The organism is Pseudomonas sp. dw_358 (assembly GCF_018449655.1).
Taxonomy (GTDB): Bacteria; Pseudomonadota; Gammaproteobacteria; order Pseudomonadales; family Pseudomonadaceae; genus Aquipseudomonas.
Window position 1 is genome coordinate 1 of the sequence record NZ_JAAVUX010000011.1, and the last position, 16,096, is coordinate 16,096.

A 16,096-nucleotide genomic window follows, 5' to 3' on the forward strand; every position below is an offset into this window, starting at 1 on the left:
GCCATTTTCGTCGTACGGTGCCTATCTGGCCACGGAGACTGTTATTCACGCTCCTGCCTTTCTATGCAACGCCCCTTGGCATGGCTATCATGCCTGCCTCATTGTGAGGCGGAACAGGCATGCTGACGTTGTTGAAACTTCTCAAGGATGGAAAATTCCATTCGGGCCAGGATCTGGGCGTCGCTCTGGGGATCAGTCGGAGTGCCGTGTGGAAGCAGCTACAGCTCCTGCAGGCCGAATTGAATCTGCCCATTCACAAGGTGCGTGGTCGCGGCTATCAGTTGGCAGCGCCGTTGTCCTTGCTTGATGTCACGCAAATTCAGGGGGGCTATTGGCCGGTCCAGGTACTCGACTCAGTCGACTCCACCAATGCTGAAGCATTGCGTAGGGTGGATGACGGGTGCCAGGCCCCATTCCTCTTGCTGGCGGAGCGGCAGACCGCTGGAAGAGGGAGGCGTGGACGCAAGTGGGTAAGCCCCTACGGCGAGAACCTTTACTACAGCCTTGTGTTGCGGATTGAGGGCGGCATGCGTCAGCTGGAGGGCCTGAGTCTGGTTGTAGGGCTCGCTGTCATGCGTGCGCTGCGTGAGATGGGAATCCCTCAAGCCGGCTTGAAATGGCCAAACGACGTGCTCGTCGAACGCCGAAAGCTGGCGGGCATCCTGTTGGAGCTGGTGGGCGATCCCGCCGATGTCTGCCATGTGGTGGTCGGAGTGGGGATCAACGTCAATATGCAGGCCACCGAGGAAGTCGATCAGCAGTGGACGTCCATGCGCCTGGAGTCGGGGCATATGGTCGATCGCAATGCGCTGGTAACCTTGCTCAACGCGAGGCTGCACGAGTACTTTGATCGGCATCGGCGGGATGGATTTGCAGCGCTGCAGGGCGAGTGGGAGCAAAGTCACCTATGGCAAAACCGGCCGGTGACGCTTGTCGCAGGTGCGAATCAGATTCAGGGTGTAGTGCTCGGGATCGATGCCCAAGGTGCGTTGCGCTTGCAGGTGGATGGTCAAGAGCGTGTCTACAGTGGTGGAGAGTTGAGTTTGAGGCTGCGCGATGATTCTTGAGCTCGACTGTGGCAACAGTTTTATCAAATGGCGCGTGATCCTGTCCGAAGGCGGCGGTATCTTCGCTGGCGGTACGGTGGACTCGGACCTGGTCCTGCTGGAGGCCCTCAGTCGCCTGTCCGGCCTGGCCCTGCGTCACTGCCGGCTGGTCAGCGTCCGCTCCGAGGAAGAAACCACCCGCGTGATCGAGTTACTGGCGGGGCGATACAGTGTCATGCCGGTCTGTGCAACGCCCAGCGTGACATTGGCGGGTGTGCGAAATGGCTACCTTGACTATGGGCGTCTTGGTCTTGACCGCTGGCTGGCACTGGTGGGTGGCTACCAGCTGGCGCAAGGCAACTGTGTGGTCATCGATTCTGGCACGGCGGTCACTTCTGATCTGGTGTCAGCCTCTGGTGAGCACATGGGGGGCTACATCTGCCCAGGGCTGTCATTGATGCGCAACCAGCTGCGCACGCACACCCGCAAGATCCGGTACGACGATCAGGCCGCCGAGCGCGCCTTGATGTCCTACGCGCCGGGTCGCTCCACTGCCGAGGCTGTTGAACGGGGTTGTGCCCTGATGCTGCAAGGCTTTGCACTGACACAGCTAAAGTTGGCACAGGAATACTGGGGAGATGATTTCGTCGTGTTTCTGGCTGGCGGCGACGCCGAGCGCGTGCACGAAGTAATCCCTCAGGCCAGAGTCGTGCCCGATCTGGTGTTTGTTGGCTTGGCAATCGCCTGTCCTTTGTCCTGAGGTGTTTATGCGTTGGATGTTTCTGTTGTTGCTGATCCTCAACGTGTTCTATTACGTATGGCACCAGCAGGAGGCGCCAATGCAAGCGAAGGAAATCATGTCGCTTTCTCCCTACAAGAGTGGTCAGCAAGACATCCAGCTGCTCAGCGAGTCGAAGAAAGCGGCGGCTGCCAGCCAGGATTGCCTGTACCTGGGGGGCTATCCCACGGCACAACCTCTCGCTGTGCTGGTGCAACGCCTGGCGAATGATAAAATCCCGGCCGTCCAGCGCCAACTCAGGCCAGAGCAGGGCGGTGGTTACTGGTTGCGCTTGGGTGTGCCGGGCGAAGCGTTGCCCGATGAGGGGGTGGTGCAGCGCCTGTCCCGCGATATCAATGACTTGAAACATCAAATAATGCCGTGCGAAGGCATTGCATCGGGCGAATAGTTTGCATAGAATGGCGCCCGCTTCACAGGGATGATGTTATCCCGTTCGGTGTGAAGCACCTGTCGCAAGTAGCTAACCTCAAGATTTTAATGAGAAAATAGCTTGACAGGCCGGTGGCAAGCTGTAAAATGCCGCCACATTAAGGAGGGGTTCCCGAGCGGCCAAAGGGATCAGACTGTAAATCTGACGTCTACGACTTCGAAGGTTCGAATCCTTCTCCCTCCACCATTTAAGCGAGAGCTGCAAGCTCCGCGGGTATAGTTTAGTGGTAGAACCTCAGCCTTCCAAGCTGATGATGCGGGTTCGATTCCCGCTACCCGCTCCACGTTTGCTGTTGTTGCACAGTGTTTTGCTCTTGTAGCTCAGTTGGTAGAGCACACCCTTGGTAAGGGTGAGGTCAGCGGTTCAAATCCGCTCAAGAGCTCCATTACCCCAAAGGCAGATATGTATATATCTGCCTTTGTTTTAATGGTCTGGTACGCGGTAGCTTAATTCTTCCCTGGGGACGGTCTGATGGCTAAGGAAAAGTTCGAACGTAACAAGCCGCACGTCAACGTCGGTACCATCGGTCACGTCGACCATGGCAAGACCACCTTGACCGCTGCGCTGACCCGTGTCTGCTCCGAAGTGTTCGGTTCGGCAAAGGTTGACTTCGACAAGATCGACAGCGCCCCGGAAGAAAAAGCACGCGGTATCACCATTAATACCGCTCACGTAGAGTATGACTCGGCAATGCGCCACTATGCGCATGTGGATTGCCCGGGTCACGCTGACTATGTCAAGAATATGATCACCGGCGCTGCGCAGATGGATGGCGCAATTCTGGTGTGTTCGGCCGCTGATGGTCCGATGCCGCAGACGCGTGAGCACATCCTTCTGTCCCGCCAGGTGGGCGTTCCTTACATCGTGGTCTTCCTGAACAAGGCTGACCTTGTGGATGACGCCGAGTTGTTGGAGCTGGTAGAAATGGAGGTCCGCGACCTGCTGACTACCTATGACTTCCCGGGTGATGACACCCCGATCATCATTGGCTCTGCTCGTATGGCGCTGGATGGTCTGGATGACAACGAAATGGGCACCACGGCCGTCAAGAAGCTGGTAGAGACGCTGGACAGCTATATTCCAGAGCCGGTACGTGTTATCGACAAGCCGTTCCTGATGCCGATTGAAGATGTTTTCTCGATTTCGGGTCGCGGTACGGTTGTGACTGGTCGTATTGAGCGGGGCATTGTCAAGGTTCAGGATCCTCTGGAAATTGTCGGCCTGCGTGATACCACTGTTACCACCTGCACCGGCGTTGAAATGTTCCGCAAGCTGCTCGACGAAGGTCGTGCTGGCGAGAACTGCGGGGTGCTGCTGCGTGGTACCAAGCGCGACGACGTTGAGCGTGGCCAGGTTCTGGTCAAGCCGGGTTCGGTCAAGCCGCACACTACCTTCGAAGCTGAAGTGTACGTGTTGAGCAAAGAGGAGGGCGGTCGTCATACACCGTTCTTCAAGGGCTACCGTCCACAGTTCTACTTCCGGACCACTGACGTGACCGGTAATTGCGAACTGCCAGAAGGTGTTGAAATGGTTATGCCGGGCGACAACATCAAAATGGTTGTTACCCTGATCAAAACCATCGCAATGGAAGACGGTTTGCGTTTCGCCATTCGTGAAGGTGGTCGTACCGTCGGCGCCGGTGTCGTGGCCAAAATTGTTGCGTAAGTAGTTGAATTTGCTTTCTCGGGCCGGCATAATGGTCGGCCTGATTTTGTTTTTAGGTCAGTAGCTCAATTGGCAGAGCGACGGTCTCCAAAACCGTAGGTTGGGGGTTCGATTCCCTCCTGACCTGCCATATTCACTCGGTGGGTGTGGCTTTCTTTTCACAGGATCTTCCTAGATGACTCCCAAGGCTGAAGCCCAAGATACTCGCTTCGATTTGCTCAAGTGGCTTGTTGTAGTCGCCCTGGTGGTGGTTGGCGTGGTTGGTAATCAGTATTACCACTCGTCACCGATCCTGTACCGGGTGCTTGCGCTACTCGTCATTGCTGGTCTCGCCGCTTTTACAGCGCTGCAGACTGCCAAAGGCAAGTCGTTCTTCGTCCTGGCAAAGGAAGCGCGCGCCGAGATTCGTAAAGTCGTTTGGCCGACTCGCCAAGAGACCACGCAGACCACGCTGATCGTAGTGGCGGTCGTTCTGGTCATGGCGTTGCTGTTGTGGGGGCTCGATTCCCTGCTAGGCTGGCTTGTTTCCTTGATTGTTGGCTAAGGGTGTCCCGTGGCTAAGCGTTGGTACGTTGTGCATGCCTACTCGGGTTACGAGAAGCATGTTATGCGCTCTTTGGTAGAGCGTGTAAAGCTGGCTGGCATGGAAGACGGCTTTGGCGAGATTCTGGTCCCCACTGAAGAAGTGGTGGAAATGCGCAATGGCCAGAAGCGCAAAAGCGAACGCAAGTTCTTCCCGGGCTACGTGCTGGTCCAGATGGAAATGAACGAGGGTACTTGGCACTTGGTCAAGGATACTCCGCGCGTGATGGGTTTCATTGGCGGTACTGCCGACAAGCCCGCACCGATCACCGACAAAGAAGCAGAAGCGATTCTGCGTCGTGTTGCTGACGGTAGCGACAAGCCGAAGCCGAAGACCTTGTTCGAGCCCGGTGAAGTCGTTCGCGTTACCGACGGGCCGTTCGCCGATTTCAACGGCACGGTCGAAGAAGTTAACTACGAGAAGAGCCGGATCCAGGTCGCAGTGCTCATTTTCGGTCGCTCTACTCCGGTAGAGCTCGAGTTCAGTCAGGTCGAGAAGGTCTGATTGGAAACGGATCCCATACCCCGCAGGCGTAAGCTGCGGGGTTTTGTCGTCACTGGGATAAAACGCAAAGCAACTGGGGAGCCCAAAAGGCGCCTGTACCCAATAGTGGAGTAGCTCATGGCTAAGAAAATCACGGCTTACATCAAGCTGCAAGTTAAGGCCGGCCAGGCCAACCCAAGTCCACCCGTCGGCCCGGCTCTGGGTCAGCACGGCGTGAACATCATGGAATTCTGCAAGGCCTTCAACGCCCGTACTCAGGGTCAAGAAGCCGGCCTGCCGACTCCTGTGATCATCACCGTTTACAGCGACCGTAGCTTCACCTTCGAGACCAAAAGCACCCCAGCTTCTGTTCTGCTGAAGAAAGCTGCAGGTCTGACCAGCGGCTCCGCTCGTCCGAATACCGTGAAAGTCGGTACCGTGACCCGCGCTCAGCTGGAAGACATCGCTAAAGCCAAGAATGCGGACCTGACGGCCGCTGACATGGACGCAGCCGTGCGTACTATCGCCGGTTCTGCTCGTTCCATGGGCCTCAACGTGGAGGGTGTGTAATGGCTAAGCCGACCAAGCGTCAAAAGGCTATCGCTTCCAAGATCGAAGCTGGCAAGTTCTACAACTTCGAAGAAGCCGCCACCCTGTTGGCCGAGCTGTCGACCGTCAAGTTCAGCGAGTCGTTCGACGTCGCCGTGAACCTGGGCGTTGACCCGCGTAAATCCGACCAGGTCGTCCGTAGCGCTACTGTGCTGCCGCACGGCACTGGCAAGACCGTACGTGTTGCCGTTTTCACCCAGGGCCCGGCTGCTGAAGCTGCTCTGGCTGCCGGTGCCGATCGCGTTGGTATGGACGATCTGGCTGCCGAAATGAAAGGCGGCGACCTGAACTATGACGTTGTCATCGCATCGCCTGATGCCATGCGCGTTGTCGGTCAGCTGGGCCAGATTCTCGGTCCACGTGGTCTGATGCCTAACCCGAAAGTGGGTACCGTAACCCCTGACGTCGCCACCGCAGTCAAAAACGCCAAGGCCGGCCAGGTTCGTTATCGCACCGACAAGAACGGTATCATTCACACCTCCGTTGGCAAGGTTGGCTTCGACGCCATCAAGCTGAAGGAAAACGTTGAAGCCCTGATCGCTGATCTGAAGCGCATCAAGCCTTCCGCGTCGAAAGGTATCTACGTCAAGCGCGTTACCCTGAGCACCACCATGGGCCCGGGCCTGGTCATCGACCAAGGTTCGCTGGACGCGTAAGACCGTTCGAGCGCAAGCGATTGCGCTCGAGCATGCAAGATTGGGGTCCCTGCCTGGCGGGGGCTATCCAAGACCGTAGGCGACGCAAGTCTTAAACCTCAAGCCTACGCAGATGGTGCTCCCGGTTCCTTACCGAATCAGACACCAAAACGACATCCGGCTCCGGCCAGATGAAACGGTAACAAGCAGGAGTTAAACCCGTGGCAATTAAACTCGAAGACAAGAAGGCCATCGTCGCTGAAGTCAACGAGGCTGCCAAAGTCGCCCTGTCCGCTGTCGTGGCTGATGCCCGTGGTGTGACTGTAGGCGCTATGACCGGACTCCGTAAGCAGGCCCGTGAAGCTGGCGTATACGTACGTGTTGTACGTAACACCCTGCTCAAGCGCGCCGTTGAAGGCACTGACTACACCGTCCTCAACGACACGTTCAAGGGCCCGACCCTGATTGCGTTCTCCCACGAACATCCGGGCGCTGCTGCCCGTATTTTCAAGGAATTCGCCAAGGGTCAGGACAAGTTCGAGATCAAGGCAGCTGCGTTCGAGGGCAAGTTCCTCGCAGCTAACCAAATCGACGTGCTGGCAACTCTGCCGACCCGTGACGAAGCCATTTCGCAGCTGATGAGCGTGATTCAAGGCGCTACCAGCAAGCTGGCCCGTACTCTGGCGGCGATTCGCGACCAGAAAGAAGCTGCAGCTGCCTAAGGCACTGCTCGCTGCTTTCAATCAAACGTTTAATTTGATGGCCGCAGAGGCTGTCCCCTAATACAGGATTTACAGTCATGTCCCTGACTAACGAACAAATCATCGAAGCCATCGGCCAGAAAACCGTTCTGGAAGTTGTCGAGCTGATCAAAGCAATGGAAGAGACCTTCGGTGTTACTGCCGCTGCCGCTTCCGCTGGCCCAGCTGCTGGCCCAGCCGCCGTTGCTGAAGAGCAAACTGAATTCAACGTCATCCTGCTCGAAGCTGGCGAGAAGAAAGTCAACGTGATCAAGGCTGTTCGTGAACTGACCGGTCTGGGCCTGAAAGAAGCCAAGGCAGTCGTTGATGGCGCCCCTGGCCAGGTGCTGGAAGCTGTCTCGAAAGACGCCGCTGACAAAGCCAAAGCTACTCTGGAAGAAGCAGGCGCCAAAGTCGAGCTGAAGTAAGCATCGACCTTGCGTCTCCAGCCCGAGCGTCAAGCAAAAGGCTGATGGCTGGTGGCTCATGCCACCGGCCTTTTTCCGTTACTGGCGGTCGATCAGGTCGATGCCGGTAATGCGCAGTAACCACCCGAGGCGGTGGCGCGAATCAAGGGATTCGCAAGATTTTCTGGCTGCTCCCGTCGGGAGGGGCCACAAGCAGGTGACCAAGCTGGGGAACGCTGATGGCTTACTCATACACTGAGAAAAAACGTATCCGCAAGGACTTTAGCAAGTTGCCGGACGTCATGGACGTACCGTACCTCTTGGCTATCCAGCTGGATTCGTATCGCGAATTCTTGCAGGCGGGAGCGACCAAGGACCAGTTCCGTGACGTCGGTCTGCATGCGGCCTTCAAATCCGTTTTCCCGATCATCAGCTACTCCGGCAATGCGGCTTTGGAGTACGTTGGTTATCGCCTGGGCGAACCGGCTTTTGATGTCAAGGAATGCGTGTTGCGAGGCGTGACGTACGCCGTACCTTTGCGGGTAAAAGTACGCCTGATCATTTTCGACAAAGAATCGTCGAACAAAGCGATCAAGGACATCAAAGAGCAAGAAGTCTACATGGGTGAAATCCCCCTGATGACCGAGAACGGTACCTTCGTAATCAACGGTACCGAGCGCGTTATTGTTTCCCAGTTGCACCGTTCGCCTGGCGTGTTCTTCGACCACGACCGTGGCAAGACTCACAGCTCGGGCAAGCTGTTGTACTCGGCTCGTATCATTCCTTACCGTGGTTCGTGGCTGGACTTCGAGTTCGATCCGAAAGACTGTGTATTCGTCCGGATCGACCGTCGTCGCAAGCTGCCTGCGTCGGTATTGCTGCGTGCACTGGGCTACAGCACCGAAGAAGTCCTGGACGCCTTCTACACCACTAACGTTTTCCACGTGCAAGGTGAGAACCTGAGCCTGGAACTGGTGCCTCAGCGCCTGCGCGGTGAGATTGCAGCCCTGGACATCCTCGACAACGCCGGCAAGGTGATCGTCGAGCAGGGTCGTCGGATCACGGCTCGCCACATCAACCAGATCGAGAAATCCGGCTTGAAGACGCTGGACGTACCGCTGGACTACGTCCTGGGGCGTACCACTGCCAAAGCCATCGTGCACCCGGCGACTGGCGAGATCCTGGCCGAATGCAACACTGAACTGTCCACCGACCTGTTGGCCAAGATCGCCAAGGCCCAGGTTGTGCGCATCGAGACGTTGTACACCAATGACATCGACTGCGGCCCGTTCATCTCTGACACGCTGAAGATCGACTCCACCGGCAACCAACTGGAAGCTCTGGTCGAAATCTACCGCATGATGCGTCCTGGCGAGCCACCGACCAAGGATGCTGCCGAGACCCTGTTCAACAACCTGTTCTTCAGCCCTGAGCGCTATGACCTGTCTGCGGTCGGCCGGATGAAGTTCAACCGTCGTATCGGTCGCACCGAGATCGAAGGTTCGGGCGTGTTGAGCAAGGAAGACATCGTTGCCGTGCTGAAGACCCTGGTCGACATCCGCAACGGCAAAGGCATCGTCGACGACATCGACCACCTGGGTAACCGTCGTGTTCGTTGCGTCGGTGAAATGGCCGAAAACCAGTTCCGTGTGGGCCTGGTGCGTGTAGAACGCGCGGTCAAGGAACGTCTGTCGATGGCCGAAAGCGAAGGCCTGATGCCGCAGGACCTGATCAACGCCAAGCCGGTTGCGGCGGCGGTGAAAGAGTTCTTCGGTTCCAGCCAGCTTTCCCAGTTCATGGACCAGAACAACCCGCTGTCCGAGATCACCCACAAGCGCCGTGTTTCCGCACTGGGCCCTGGTGGTCTGACTCGTGAACGCGCCGGCTTTGAAGTGCGTGACGTTCACCCGACGCACTACGGTCGCGTGTGCCCGATCGAAACGCCGGAAGGTCCGAACATCGGTCTGATCAACTCCTTGGCCGCCTATGCGCGCACCAACCAGTACGGCTTCCTCGAAAGCCCGTACCGTGTGGTGAAAGACGCTCTGGTCACCGACGAGATCGTGTTCCTGTCCGCCATTGAAGAAGCCGATCACGTGATCGCGCAGGCTTCGGCGACCATGAACGACAAGAAAATCCTGATCGACGAACTGGTTGCCGTACGTCACCTGAACGAATTCACCGTGAAAGCGCCTGAAGACGTCACCCTGATGGACGTTTCGCCCAAGCAGGTAGTCTCGGTCGCGGCTTCGCTGATTCCGTTCCTCGAGCACGACGACGCCAACCGTGCGTTGATGGGTTCGAACATGCAGCGTCAGGCTGTACCTACCCTGCGCGCCGACAAGCCGTTGGTCGGTACCGGCATGGAGCGCAACGTTGCCCGTGACTCCGGCGTTTGCGTCGTGGCGCGTCGTGGCGGTGTGATCGACTCCGTCGATGCCAGCCGTATCGTGGTTCGTGTTGCCGATGACGAAGTGGAAACCGGTGAAGCCGGCGTCGACATCTACAACCTGACCAAGTACACCCGTTCGAACCAGAACACCTGCATCAACCAGCGTCCGCTGGTCAGCAAGGGTGACGTGGTTCAGCGCAGCGACATCATGGCCGATGGTCCGTCCACCGACATGGGCGAGCTGGCACTGGGCCAGAACATGCGCATCGCGTTCATGGCCTGGAACGGTTTCAACTTCGAAGACTCCATCTGCCTGTCCGAGCGTGTGGTTCAGGAAGATCGCTTCACCACGATCCACATCCAGGAACTGACCTGTGTGGCGCGTGACACCAAGCTGGGGCCAGAGGAAATCACTGCAGACATCCCGAACGTGGGTGAAGCTGCACTGAACAAGCTGGACGAAGCCGGTATCGTTTACGTAGGTGCCGAAGTCGGCGCCGGCGATATCCTGGTCGGCAAGGTCACTCCGAAAGGCGAGACCCAACTGACTCCAGAAGAAAAACTGCTGCGTGCGATCTTCGGCGAGAAGGCCAGCGACGTCAAAGACACCTCCCTGCGCGTGCCGACCGGCACCAAAGGTACGGTCATCGACGTGCAGGTCTTCACCCGTGACGGCGTCGAGCGTGATGCTCGTGCATTGTCGATCGAGAAGAGCCAGCTGGACGAGATCCGCAAGGACCTCAACGAAGAGTTCCGTATCGTTGAAGGCGCTACCTTCGAACGTCTGCGGTCGGCTCTGAAAGGTCAGATCGTCGAAGGCGGCGCTGGCTTGAAGAAAGGCACCGAGATCACCGACGAAGTTCTCGACGGTCTCGAGCACGGCCAGTGGTTCAAGCTGCGCATGGCCGAAGACGCGCTGAACGAACAGCTGGAAAAGGCTCAGGCCTATATCGTTGATCGTCGCCGTCTGCTGGACGACAAGTTCGAAGACAAGAAGCGCAAACTGCAGCAAGGCGATGACCTGGCTCCAGGCGTGCTGAAAATCGTCAAGGTCTACCTTGCCATTCGTCGCCGCATCCAGCCGGGCGACAAGATGGCCGGTCGTCACGGTAACAAAGGTGTGGTCTCGGTGATCATGCCGGTTGAAGACATGCCGCACGACGCCAATGGCACCCCGGTAGACGTGGTTCTCAACCCGTTGGGCGTACCTTCGCGTATGAACGTCGGCCAGATTCTCGAAACCCACCTGGGGCTCGCGGCCAAGGGCTTGGGCGAGAAGATCAACCGTATGCTGGAAGAACAGCGTAAGGTGGCTGAACTGCGCAGCTTCCTGACCGAGATCTACAATGAGATCGGCGGGCGTCAAGAACAGCTCGAGACCTTCACCGACGAGGAAATCCTCGACTTGGCGAAGAACCTCAAAGGCGGCGTGCCAATGGCCACCCCAGTGTTCGACGGCGCGAAGGAAAGCGAAATCAAGGCCATGCTGAAACTGGCAGACATGCCGGAAAGCGGCCAGATGCAGCTGTTCGATGGCCGTACCGGTAACAAGTTCGAGCGCCCGGTCACCGTCGGCTACATGTACATGCTGAAACTGAACCACTTGGTGGACGACAAGATGCACGCGCGTTCCACTGGTTCCTACAGCCTGGTTACCCAGCAGCCGCTGGGTGGCAAGGCGCAGTTCGGTGGTCAGCGTTTCGGGGAGATGGAAGTGTGGGCGCTGGAAGCATACGGCGCGGCATACACCCTGCAGGAAATGCTCACAGTGAAGTCGGACGATGTGAACGGTCGGACCAAGATGTACAAGAACATCGTGGACGGCGATCACCGTATGGAGCCGGGCATGCCCGAGTCCTTCAACGTGTTGATCAAAGAGATTCGTTCCCTCGGTATCGATATCGATCTGGAAACCGAATAACACGTGACGCGAATGGGAGCGGGCCCTTGAAGCCCGTTCCCTGCTCCGCCAGGAGGAAAGGCCTTGAAAGACCTACTGAATTTGCTGAAAAACCAGGGTCAAGTCGAAGAGTTCGATGCTATCCGCATCGGCCTCGCGTCGCCTGAGATGATCCGTTCGTGGTCGTTCGGTGAAGTTAAAAAGCCGGAAACCATCAACTACCGTACGTTCAAGCCTGAGCGTGACGGCCTGTTCTGCGCCAAGATCTTTGGCCCAGTCAAGGACTACGAGTGCCTGTGCGGTAAGTACAAGCGCCTGAAACACCGTGGCGTTATCTGCGAGAAGTGCGGCGTCGAAGTCGCCTTGGCCAAGGTTCGTCGTGAGCGCATGGCGCACATCGAACTGGCTTCGCCGGTTGCCCACATCTGGTTCCTGAAATCGCTGCCGTCCCGCATCGGCTTGCTGATGGACATGACCCTGCGTGATATCGAACGTGTTCTCTACTTCGAGAGCTACGTCGTTATCGACCCAGGCATGACCACCCTGGAAAAGGGTCAGCTGCTGAACGACGAGCAGTACTTCGAAGCCCTCGAAGAGTTCGGTGACGACTTCGACGCCCGCATGGGTGCCGAGGCTGTCCGCGAGCTGCTGCACGCTATCGACCTGGAACACGAGATTGGCCGTCTGCGCGAAGAAATTCCGCAAACCAACTCGGAAACCAAGATCAAGAAATTGTCCAAGCGCCTCAAGCTGATGGAAGCCTTCCAGGGTTCCGGCAACCTGCCTGAGTGGATGGTGCTGACCGTTCTGCCGGTTCTGCCGCCAGATCTGCGTCCACTGGTCCCGCTGGACGGCGGTCGTTTCGCCACGTCCGACCTCAACGATCTGTATCGTCGAGTGATCAACCGTAACAACCGTTTGAAGCGCCTGCTGGATCTGTCCGCGCCTGACATCATCGTGCGTAACGAAAAGCGCATGCTGCAGGAGGCGGTCGACGCCTTGCTGGACAACGGTCGTCGCGGTCGTGCCATCACCGGTTCGAACAAGCGTCCTCTGAAATCCCTGGCCGACATGATCAAGGGTAAGCAAGGTCGTTTCCGTCAGAACTTGCTGGGTAAACGCGTTGACTACTCGGGCCGTTCGGTTATTACCGTAGGTCCGACCCTGCGCCTGCACCAGTGCGGTCTGCCGAAGAAAATGGCTCTCGAGCTGTTCAAGCCGTTCATTTTCGGCAAGCTGGAAATGCGTGGTCTCGCGACTACCATCAAGGCTGCCAAGAAGATGGTCGAGCGCGAGCTGCCGGAAGTGTGGGACGTTCTCGCCGAAGTGATTCGCGAACACCCCGTGCTCCTCAACCGTGCACCGACCCTTCACCGTCTGGGTATCCAGGCGTTTGAACCGGTACTGATCGAAGGCAAGGCGATCCAGCTGCACCCTCTGGTCTGTGCTGCGTACAACGCCGACTTCGACGGCGACCAGATGGCGGTCCACGTACCGCTGACCCTGGAAGCCCAGCTCGAAGCCCGTGCGTTGATGATGTCGACCAACAACATCTTGTCGCCCGCGAACGGTGAGCCAATCATCGTTCCGTCGCAGGACGTTGTACTGGGTCTGTACTACATGACCCGTGAAGCGATCAACGCAAAAGGCGAAGGCCGTATTTTTGCTGACTTGCAGGAAGTCGACCGTGTCTTCCGCGCCGGCGAAGCAGCGCTGCACGCCAAGATCAAGGTTCGTATCAACGAAACCGTGAACGATCGTGACGGCGGCAGTGTGAGCGGCACCCGTATTGTCGACACCACTGTCGGCCGTGCGCTGCTGTTCCAGGTTGTGCCAAAAGGTCTGTCGTTCGACGTCGTCAACCTGCCGATGAAGAAAAAGGCCATCTCCAAGCTGATCAACCAGTGCTATCGCGTGGTTGGCTTGAAAGAAACCGTCATCTTCGCTGACCAGTTGATGTACACCGGTTTTGCCTACTCGACCATTTCGGGCGTTTCCATCGGCGTTAACGACTTCGTTATCCCGGATGAGAAGGCCGCCATCATCGGTGCTGCCACCGACGAAGTGAAAGAGATCGAAAGCCAGTACGCTTCGGGTCTCGTGACCCAGGGCGAGAAGTACAACAAGGTGATCGACCTTTGGTCCAAGGCCAACGACGAAGTGTCGAAGGCAATGATGTCGAACCTCTCGAAAGAGCGGGTTATCGACCGTCATGGCGTCGAAGTCGATCAAGAGTCGTTCAACTCGATGTACATGATGGCCGACTCGGGCGCACGGGGTTCTGCTGCGCAGATCCGTCAGCTCGCCGGTATGCGTGGTCTGATGGCCAAGCCGGACGGCTCCATCATCGAGACGCCGATTACTGCAAACTTCCGTGAAGGTTTGAGCGTACTTCAGTACTTCATCTCCACTCACGGTGCTCGTAAAGGTCTGGCGGATACCGCGTTGAAGACGGCGAACTCCGGTTACCTGACTCGTCGTCTCGTAGACGTGGCGCAGGACCTGGTTGTGACGGAAGTCGACTGCGGTACCGAACACGGTCTGCTGATGACGCCGCACATTGAAGGCGGCGACGTGGTCGAGCCATTGGGTGAGCGCGTACTGGGTCGAGTCATCGCCCGCGACGTGTTCAAGCCAGGCACCGAAGACGTCATCGTGCCTGCTGGCACCCTGGTTGACGAGAAGTGGGTCGAATTCATCGAGCTCAACAGCATCGACGAAGTGATCGTACGCTCGCCAATCAGCTGCGAAACCCGTTACGGGATTTGCGCCAAGTGCTACGGCCGTGATCTGGCTCGTGGTCACCAGGTGAACATCGGTGAAGCGGTCGGCGTTATCGCTGCCCAGTCCATCGGTGAGCCGGGTACCCAGCTGACCATGCGTACGTTCCACATCGGTGGTGCGGCAAGCCGGACCTCCGCGGCCGACAGCGTTCAGGTGAAGAATGGCGGTACCGTCCGTCTGCACAACCTGAAGCACGTCGAGCGTCTGGATGGCAACCTGGTGGCCGTGTCCCGTTCCGGCGAGTTGGCGATTGCCGACGAGTTCGGTCGTGAGCGCGAGCGCTACAAGCTGCCTTACGGCGCCGTGATTTCGGTCAAGGAAGGCGACAAGGTCGACGCTGGCTCCATCGTGGCCAAGTGGGATCCGCACACTCACCCAATCGTCACCGAGATGAAGGGTACCGTGACCTACGTGGGCATGGAGGAAGGGATCACCATCAAGCGTCAGACTGACGAATTGACCGGTTTGACCAACATTGAAGTCCTCGACGCCAAAGATCGTCCTGCTGCGGGCAAAGAAATCCGCCCAGCGGTCAAGATGGTCGGTGTGGACGGCAAGGATCTGCTGCTGCCAGGTACCGACGTACCGGCTCAGTATTTCCTGCCAGCCAACGCCCTCGTCGGTGTGGCGGATGGTGTGCAAGTGGGTGTGGGTGACGTTATCGCCCGTATTCCACAGGAAACGTCGAAGACCCGTGACATCACCGGTGGTCTGCCGCGTGTTGCCGACTTGTTCGAAGCCCGTCGTCCGAAAGAAGCTTCGATTCTGGCGGAAGTCAGCGGCACCATCGCGTTTGGTAAAGAGACCAAGGGCAAGCGCCGTCTGGTCATCACGCCGAATGACGGTACCGATCCGTACGAAGAGCTGATTCCGAAGTGGCGTCACCTGAACGTCTTCGAAGGCGAGCAAGTGAACCGCGGCGAAGTTATCTCTGACGGCCCGAGCGATCCGCACGACATCCTGCGTTTGCTGGGCGTGAGCGCACTGGCCAAGTACATCGTCAACGAGATTCAGGACGTTTACCGTCTGCAAGGCGTGAAGATCAACGACAAACACATCGAGACCATCCTGCGTCAGATGTTGCGTAAAGTTGAGATTGCCGAGTCGGGCGATTCGACCTTCATCAAGGGCGACCAGATGGAACTCACCCATGTACTGGGCGAGAACGAGCGCTTGAGCGCGGACGAAAAGTTCGTGTCCAAATACACTCGGGTCCTGCTGGGTATCACCAAGGCGTCGTTGTCGACCGAATCGTTCATCTCGGCGGCTTCCTTCCAGGAAACCACTCGGGTACTGACCGAAGCGGCCGTGACCGGCAAGCGCGATTACCTGCGCGGCCTGAAAGAAAACGTGGTCGTGGGTCGTTTGATCCCGGCCGGTACCGGTCTGGCCTACCACAGCGAGCGCAAGCGTCGCCGTGAACTGGACAAGCCGACTCGTGTCAGCGCCAGCGAAGTAGAAGCAGCACTGACCGAAGCCTTGAACTCCAGCGGTAGCTAAGCTGAGAGATTCCAGGTAAACGAAAGCAGGGCCCTGGTTGTCTCAACCAAGGGCCCCCGCATCAAGCGGGGGCCGGCGGGTAGGGCAGGCGGGGCTTTGTCTTGACTGGGGCTCAGGGTTTCT

Annotated in this window: 12 protein-coding genes and 4 tRNA genes; all 16 read left to right on the forward strand. The window is 57.8% G+C overall.

What is annotated here, in order from left to right; all coding sequences use genetic code 11:
- The first annotated feature begins 119 nt into the window (after positions 1–119).
- The 16 genes from birA to rpoC all read left to right on the forward strand — a co-directional run bounded on the left by birA (position 120) and on the right by rpoC (position 15,973).
- Positions 120–1,067 carry a bifunctional biotin--[acetyl-CoA-carboxylase] ligase/biotin operon repressor BirA gene (birA, locus tag HB675_RS16495; RefSeq protein WP_213879433.1) on the forward strand — a complete coding sequence of 316 codons (948 nt, stop codon included), beginning with the start codon at positions 120–122 and terminating at the stop codon, positions 1,065–1,067.
- Complete coding sequence (locus tag HB675_RS16500; RefSeq protein ID WP_213879435.1) at positions 1,057–1,806, forward strand: pantothenate kinase; 750 nt, start codon at positions 1,057–1,059, stop codon at positions 1,804–1,806. Before birA ends, HB675_RS16500 begins: the two co-directional genes overlap by 11 nt.
- Before the next feature lie 7 nt (positions 1,807–1,813).
- Positions 1,814–2,233, forward strand: a complete 420-nt coding sequence (locus tag HB675_RS16505) for a hypothetical protein (RefSeq protein ID WP_213879437.1) — start codon at positions 1,814–1,816, stop codon at positions 2,231–2,233.
- 143 nt (positions 2,234–2,376) lie between these two features.
- A tRNA-Tyr gene (locus HB675_RS16510) sits at positions 2,377–2,461 on the forward strand.
- Between the two features lie 23 nt (positions 2,462–2,484).
- Positions 2,485–2,558, forward strand: a tRNA-Gly gene (locus HB675_RS16515).
- A gap of 26 nt (positions 2,559–2,584) precedes the next feature.
- Positions 2,585–2,660: transfer RNA gene (locus HB675_RS16520), tRNA-Thr, on the forward strand.
- A gap of 86 nt (positions 2,661–2,746) precedes the next feature.
- On the forward strand, positions 2,747–3,940 hold the full coding sequence (gene tuf / locus HB675_RS16525; protein WP_213879439.1) for an elongation factor Tu: 1,194 nt from the start codon (positions 2,747–2,749) through the stop codon (positions 3,938–3,940).
- Between the two features lie 54 nt (positions 3,941–3,994).
- Positions 3,995–4,070 (forward strand) — tRNA-Trp (locus tag HB675_RS16530).
- Positions 4,071–4,115: 45 nt separating this feature from the next.
- Entirely contained in the window at positions 4,116–4,484 is a 369-nt protein-coding gene (secE, locus tag HB675_RS16535; RefSeq protein WP_213879441.1) for a preprotein translocase subunit SecE, read from the forward strand.
- 9 nt (positions 4,485–4,493) lie between these two features.
- Entirely contained in the window at positions 4,494–5,027 is a 534-nt protein-coding gene (gene nusG, locus HB675_RS16540) for a transcription termination/antitermination protein NusG (protein ID WP_008374189.1), read from the forward strand.
- A 117-nt stretch (positions 5,028–5,144) separates the two neighbouring features.
- Entirely contained in the window at positions 5,145–5,576 is a 432-nt protein-coding gene (gene rplK, locus HB675_RS16545; protein ID WP_008374187.1) for a 50S ribosomal protein L11, read from the forward strand.
- Complete coding sequence (rplA, locus tag HB675_RS16550; protein WP_213879443.1) at positions 5,576–6,271, forward strand: 50S ribosomal protein L1; 696 nt, start codon at positions 5,576–5,578, stop codon at positions 6,269–6,271. The genes rplK and rplA overlap by 1 nt, the downstream gene beginning before the upstream one ends.
- 200 nt (positions 6,272–6,471) lie before the next feature.
- A complete protein-coding gene (gene rplJ / locus HB675_RS16555; RefSeq protein ID WP_213879445.1) occupies positions 6,472–6,972 on the forward strand; it encodes a 50S ribosomal protein L10 in 501 nt (166 codons plus the stop codon).
- A 77-nt stretch (positions 6,973–7,049) separates the two neighbouring features.
- On the forward strand, positions 7,050–7,418 hold the full coding sequence (gene rplL, locus HB675_RS16560) for a 50S ribosomal protein L7/L12 (RefSeq protein WP_213879447.1): 369 nt from the start codon (positions 7,050–7,052) through the stop codon (positions 7,416–7,418).
- A 218-nt stretch (positions 7,419–7,636) separates the two neighbouring features.
- Positions 7,637–11,710, forward strand: coding sequence for a DNA-directed RNA polymerase subunit beta (gene rpoB / locus HB675_RS16565; protein ID WP_213879449.1), 4,074 nt, complete (start codon positions 7,637–7,639; stop codon positions 11,708–11,710).
- Positions 11,711–11,773: 63 nt separating this feature from the next.
- Positions 11,774–15,973, forward strand: a complete 4,200-nt coding sequence (gene rpoC, locus HB675_RS16570; RefSeq protein WP_213879451.1) for a DNA-directed RNA polymerase subunit beta' — start codon at positions 11,774–11,776, stop codon at positions 15,971–15,973.
- Positions 15,974–16,096: the final 123 nt, after the last annotated feature.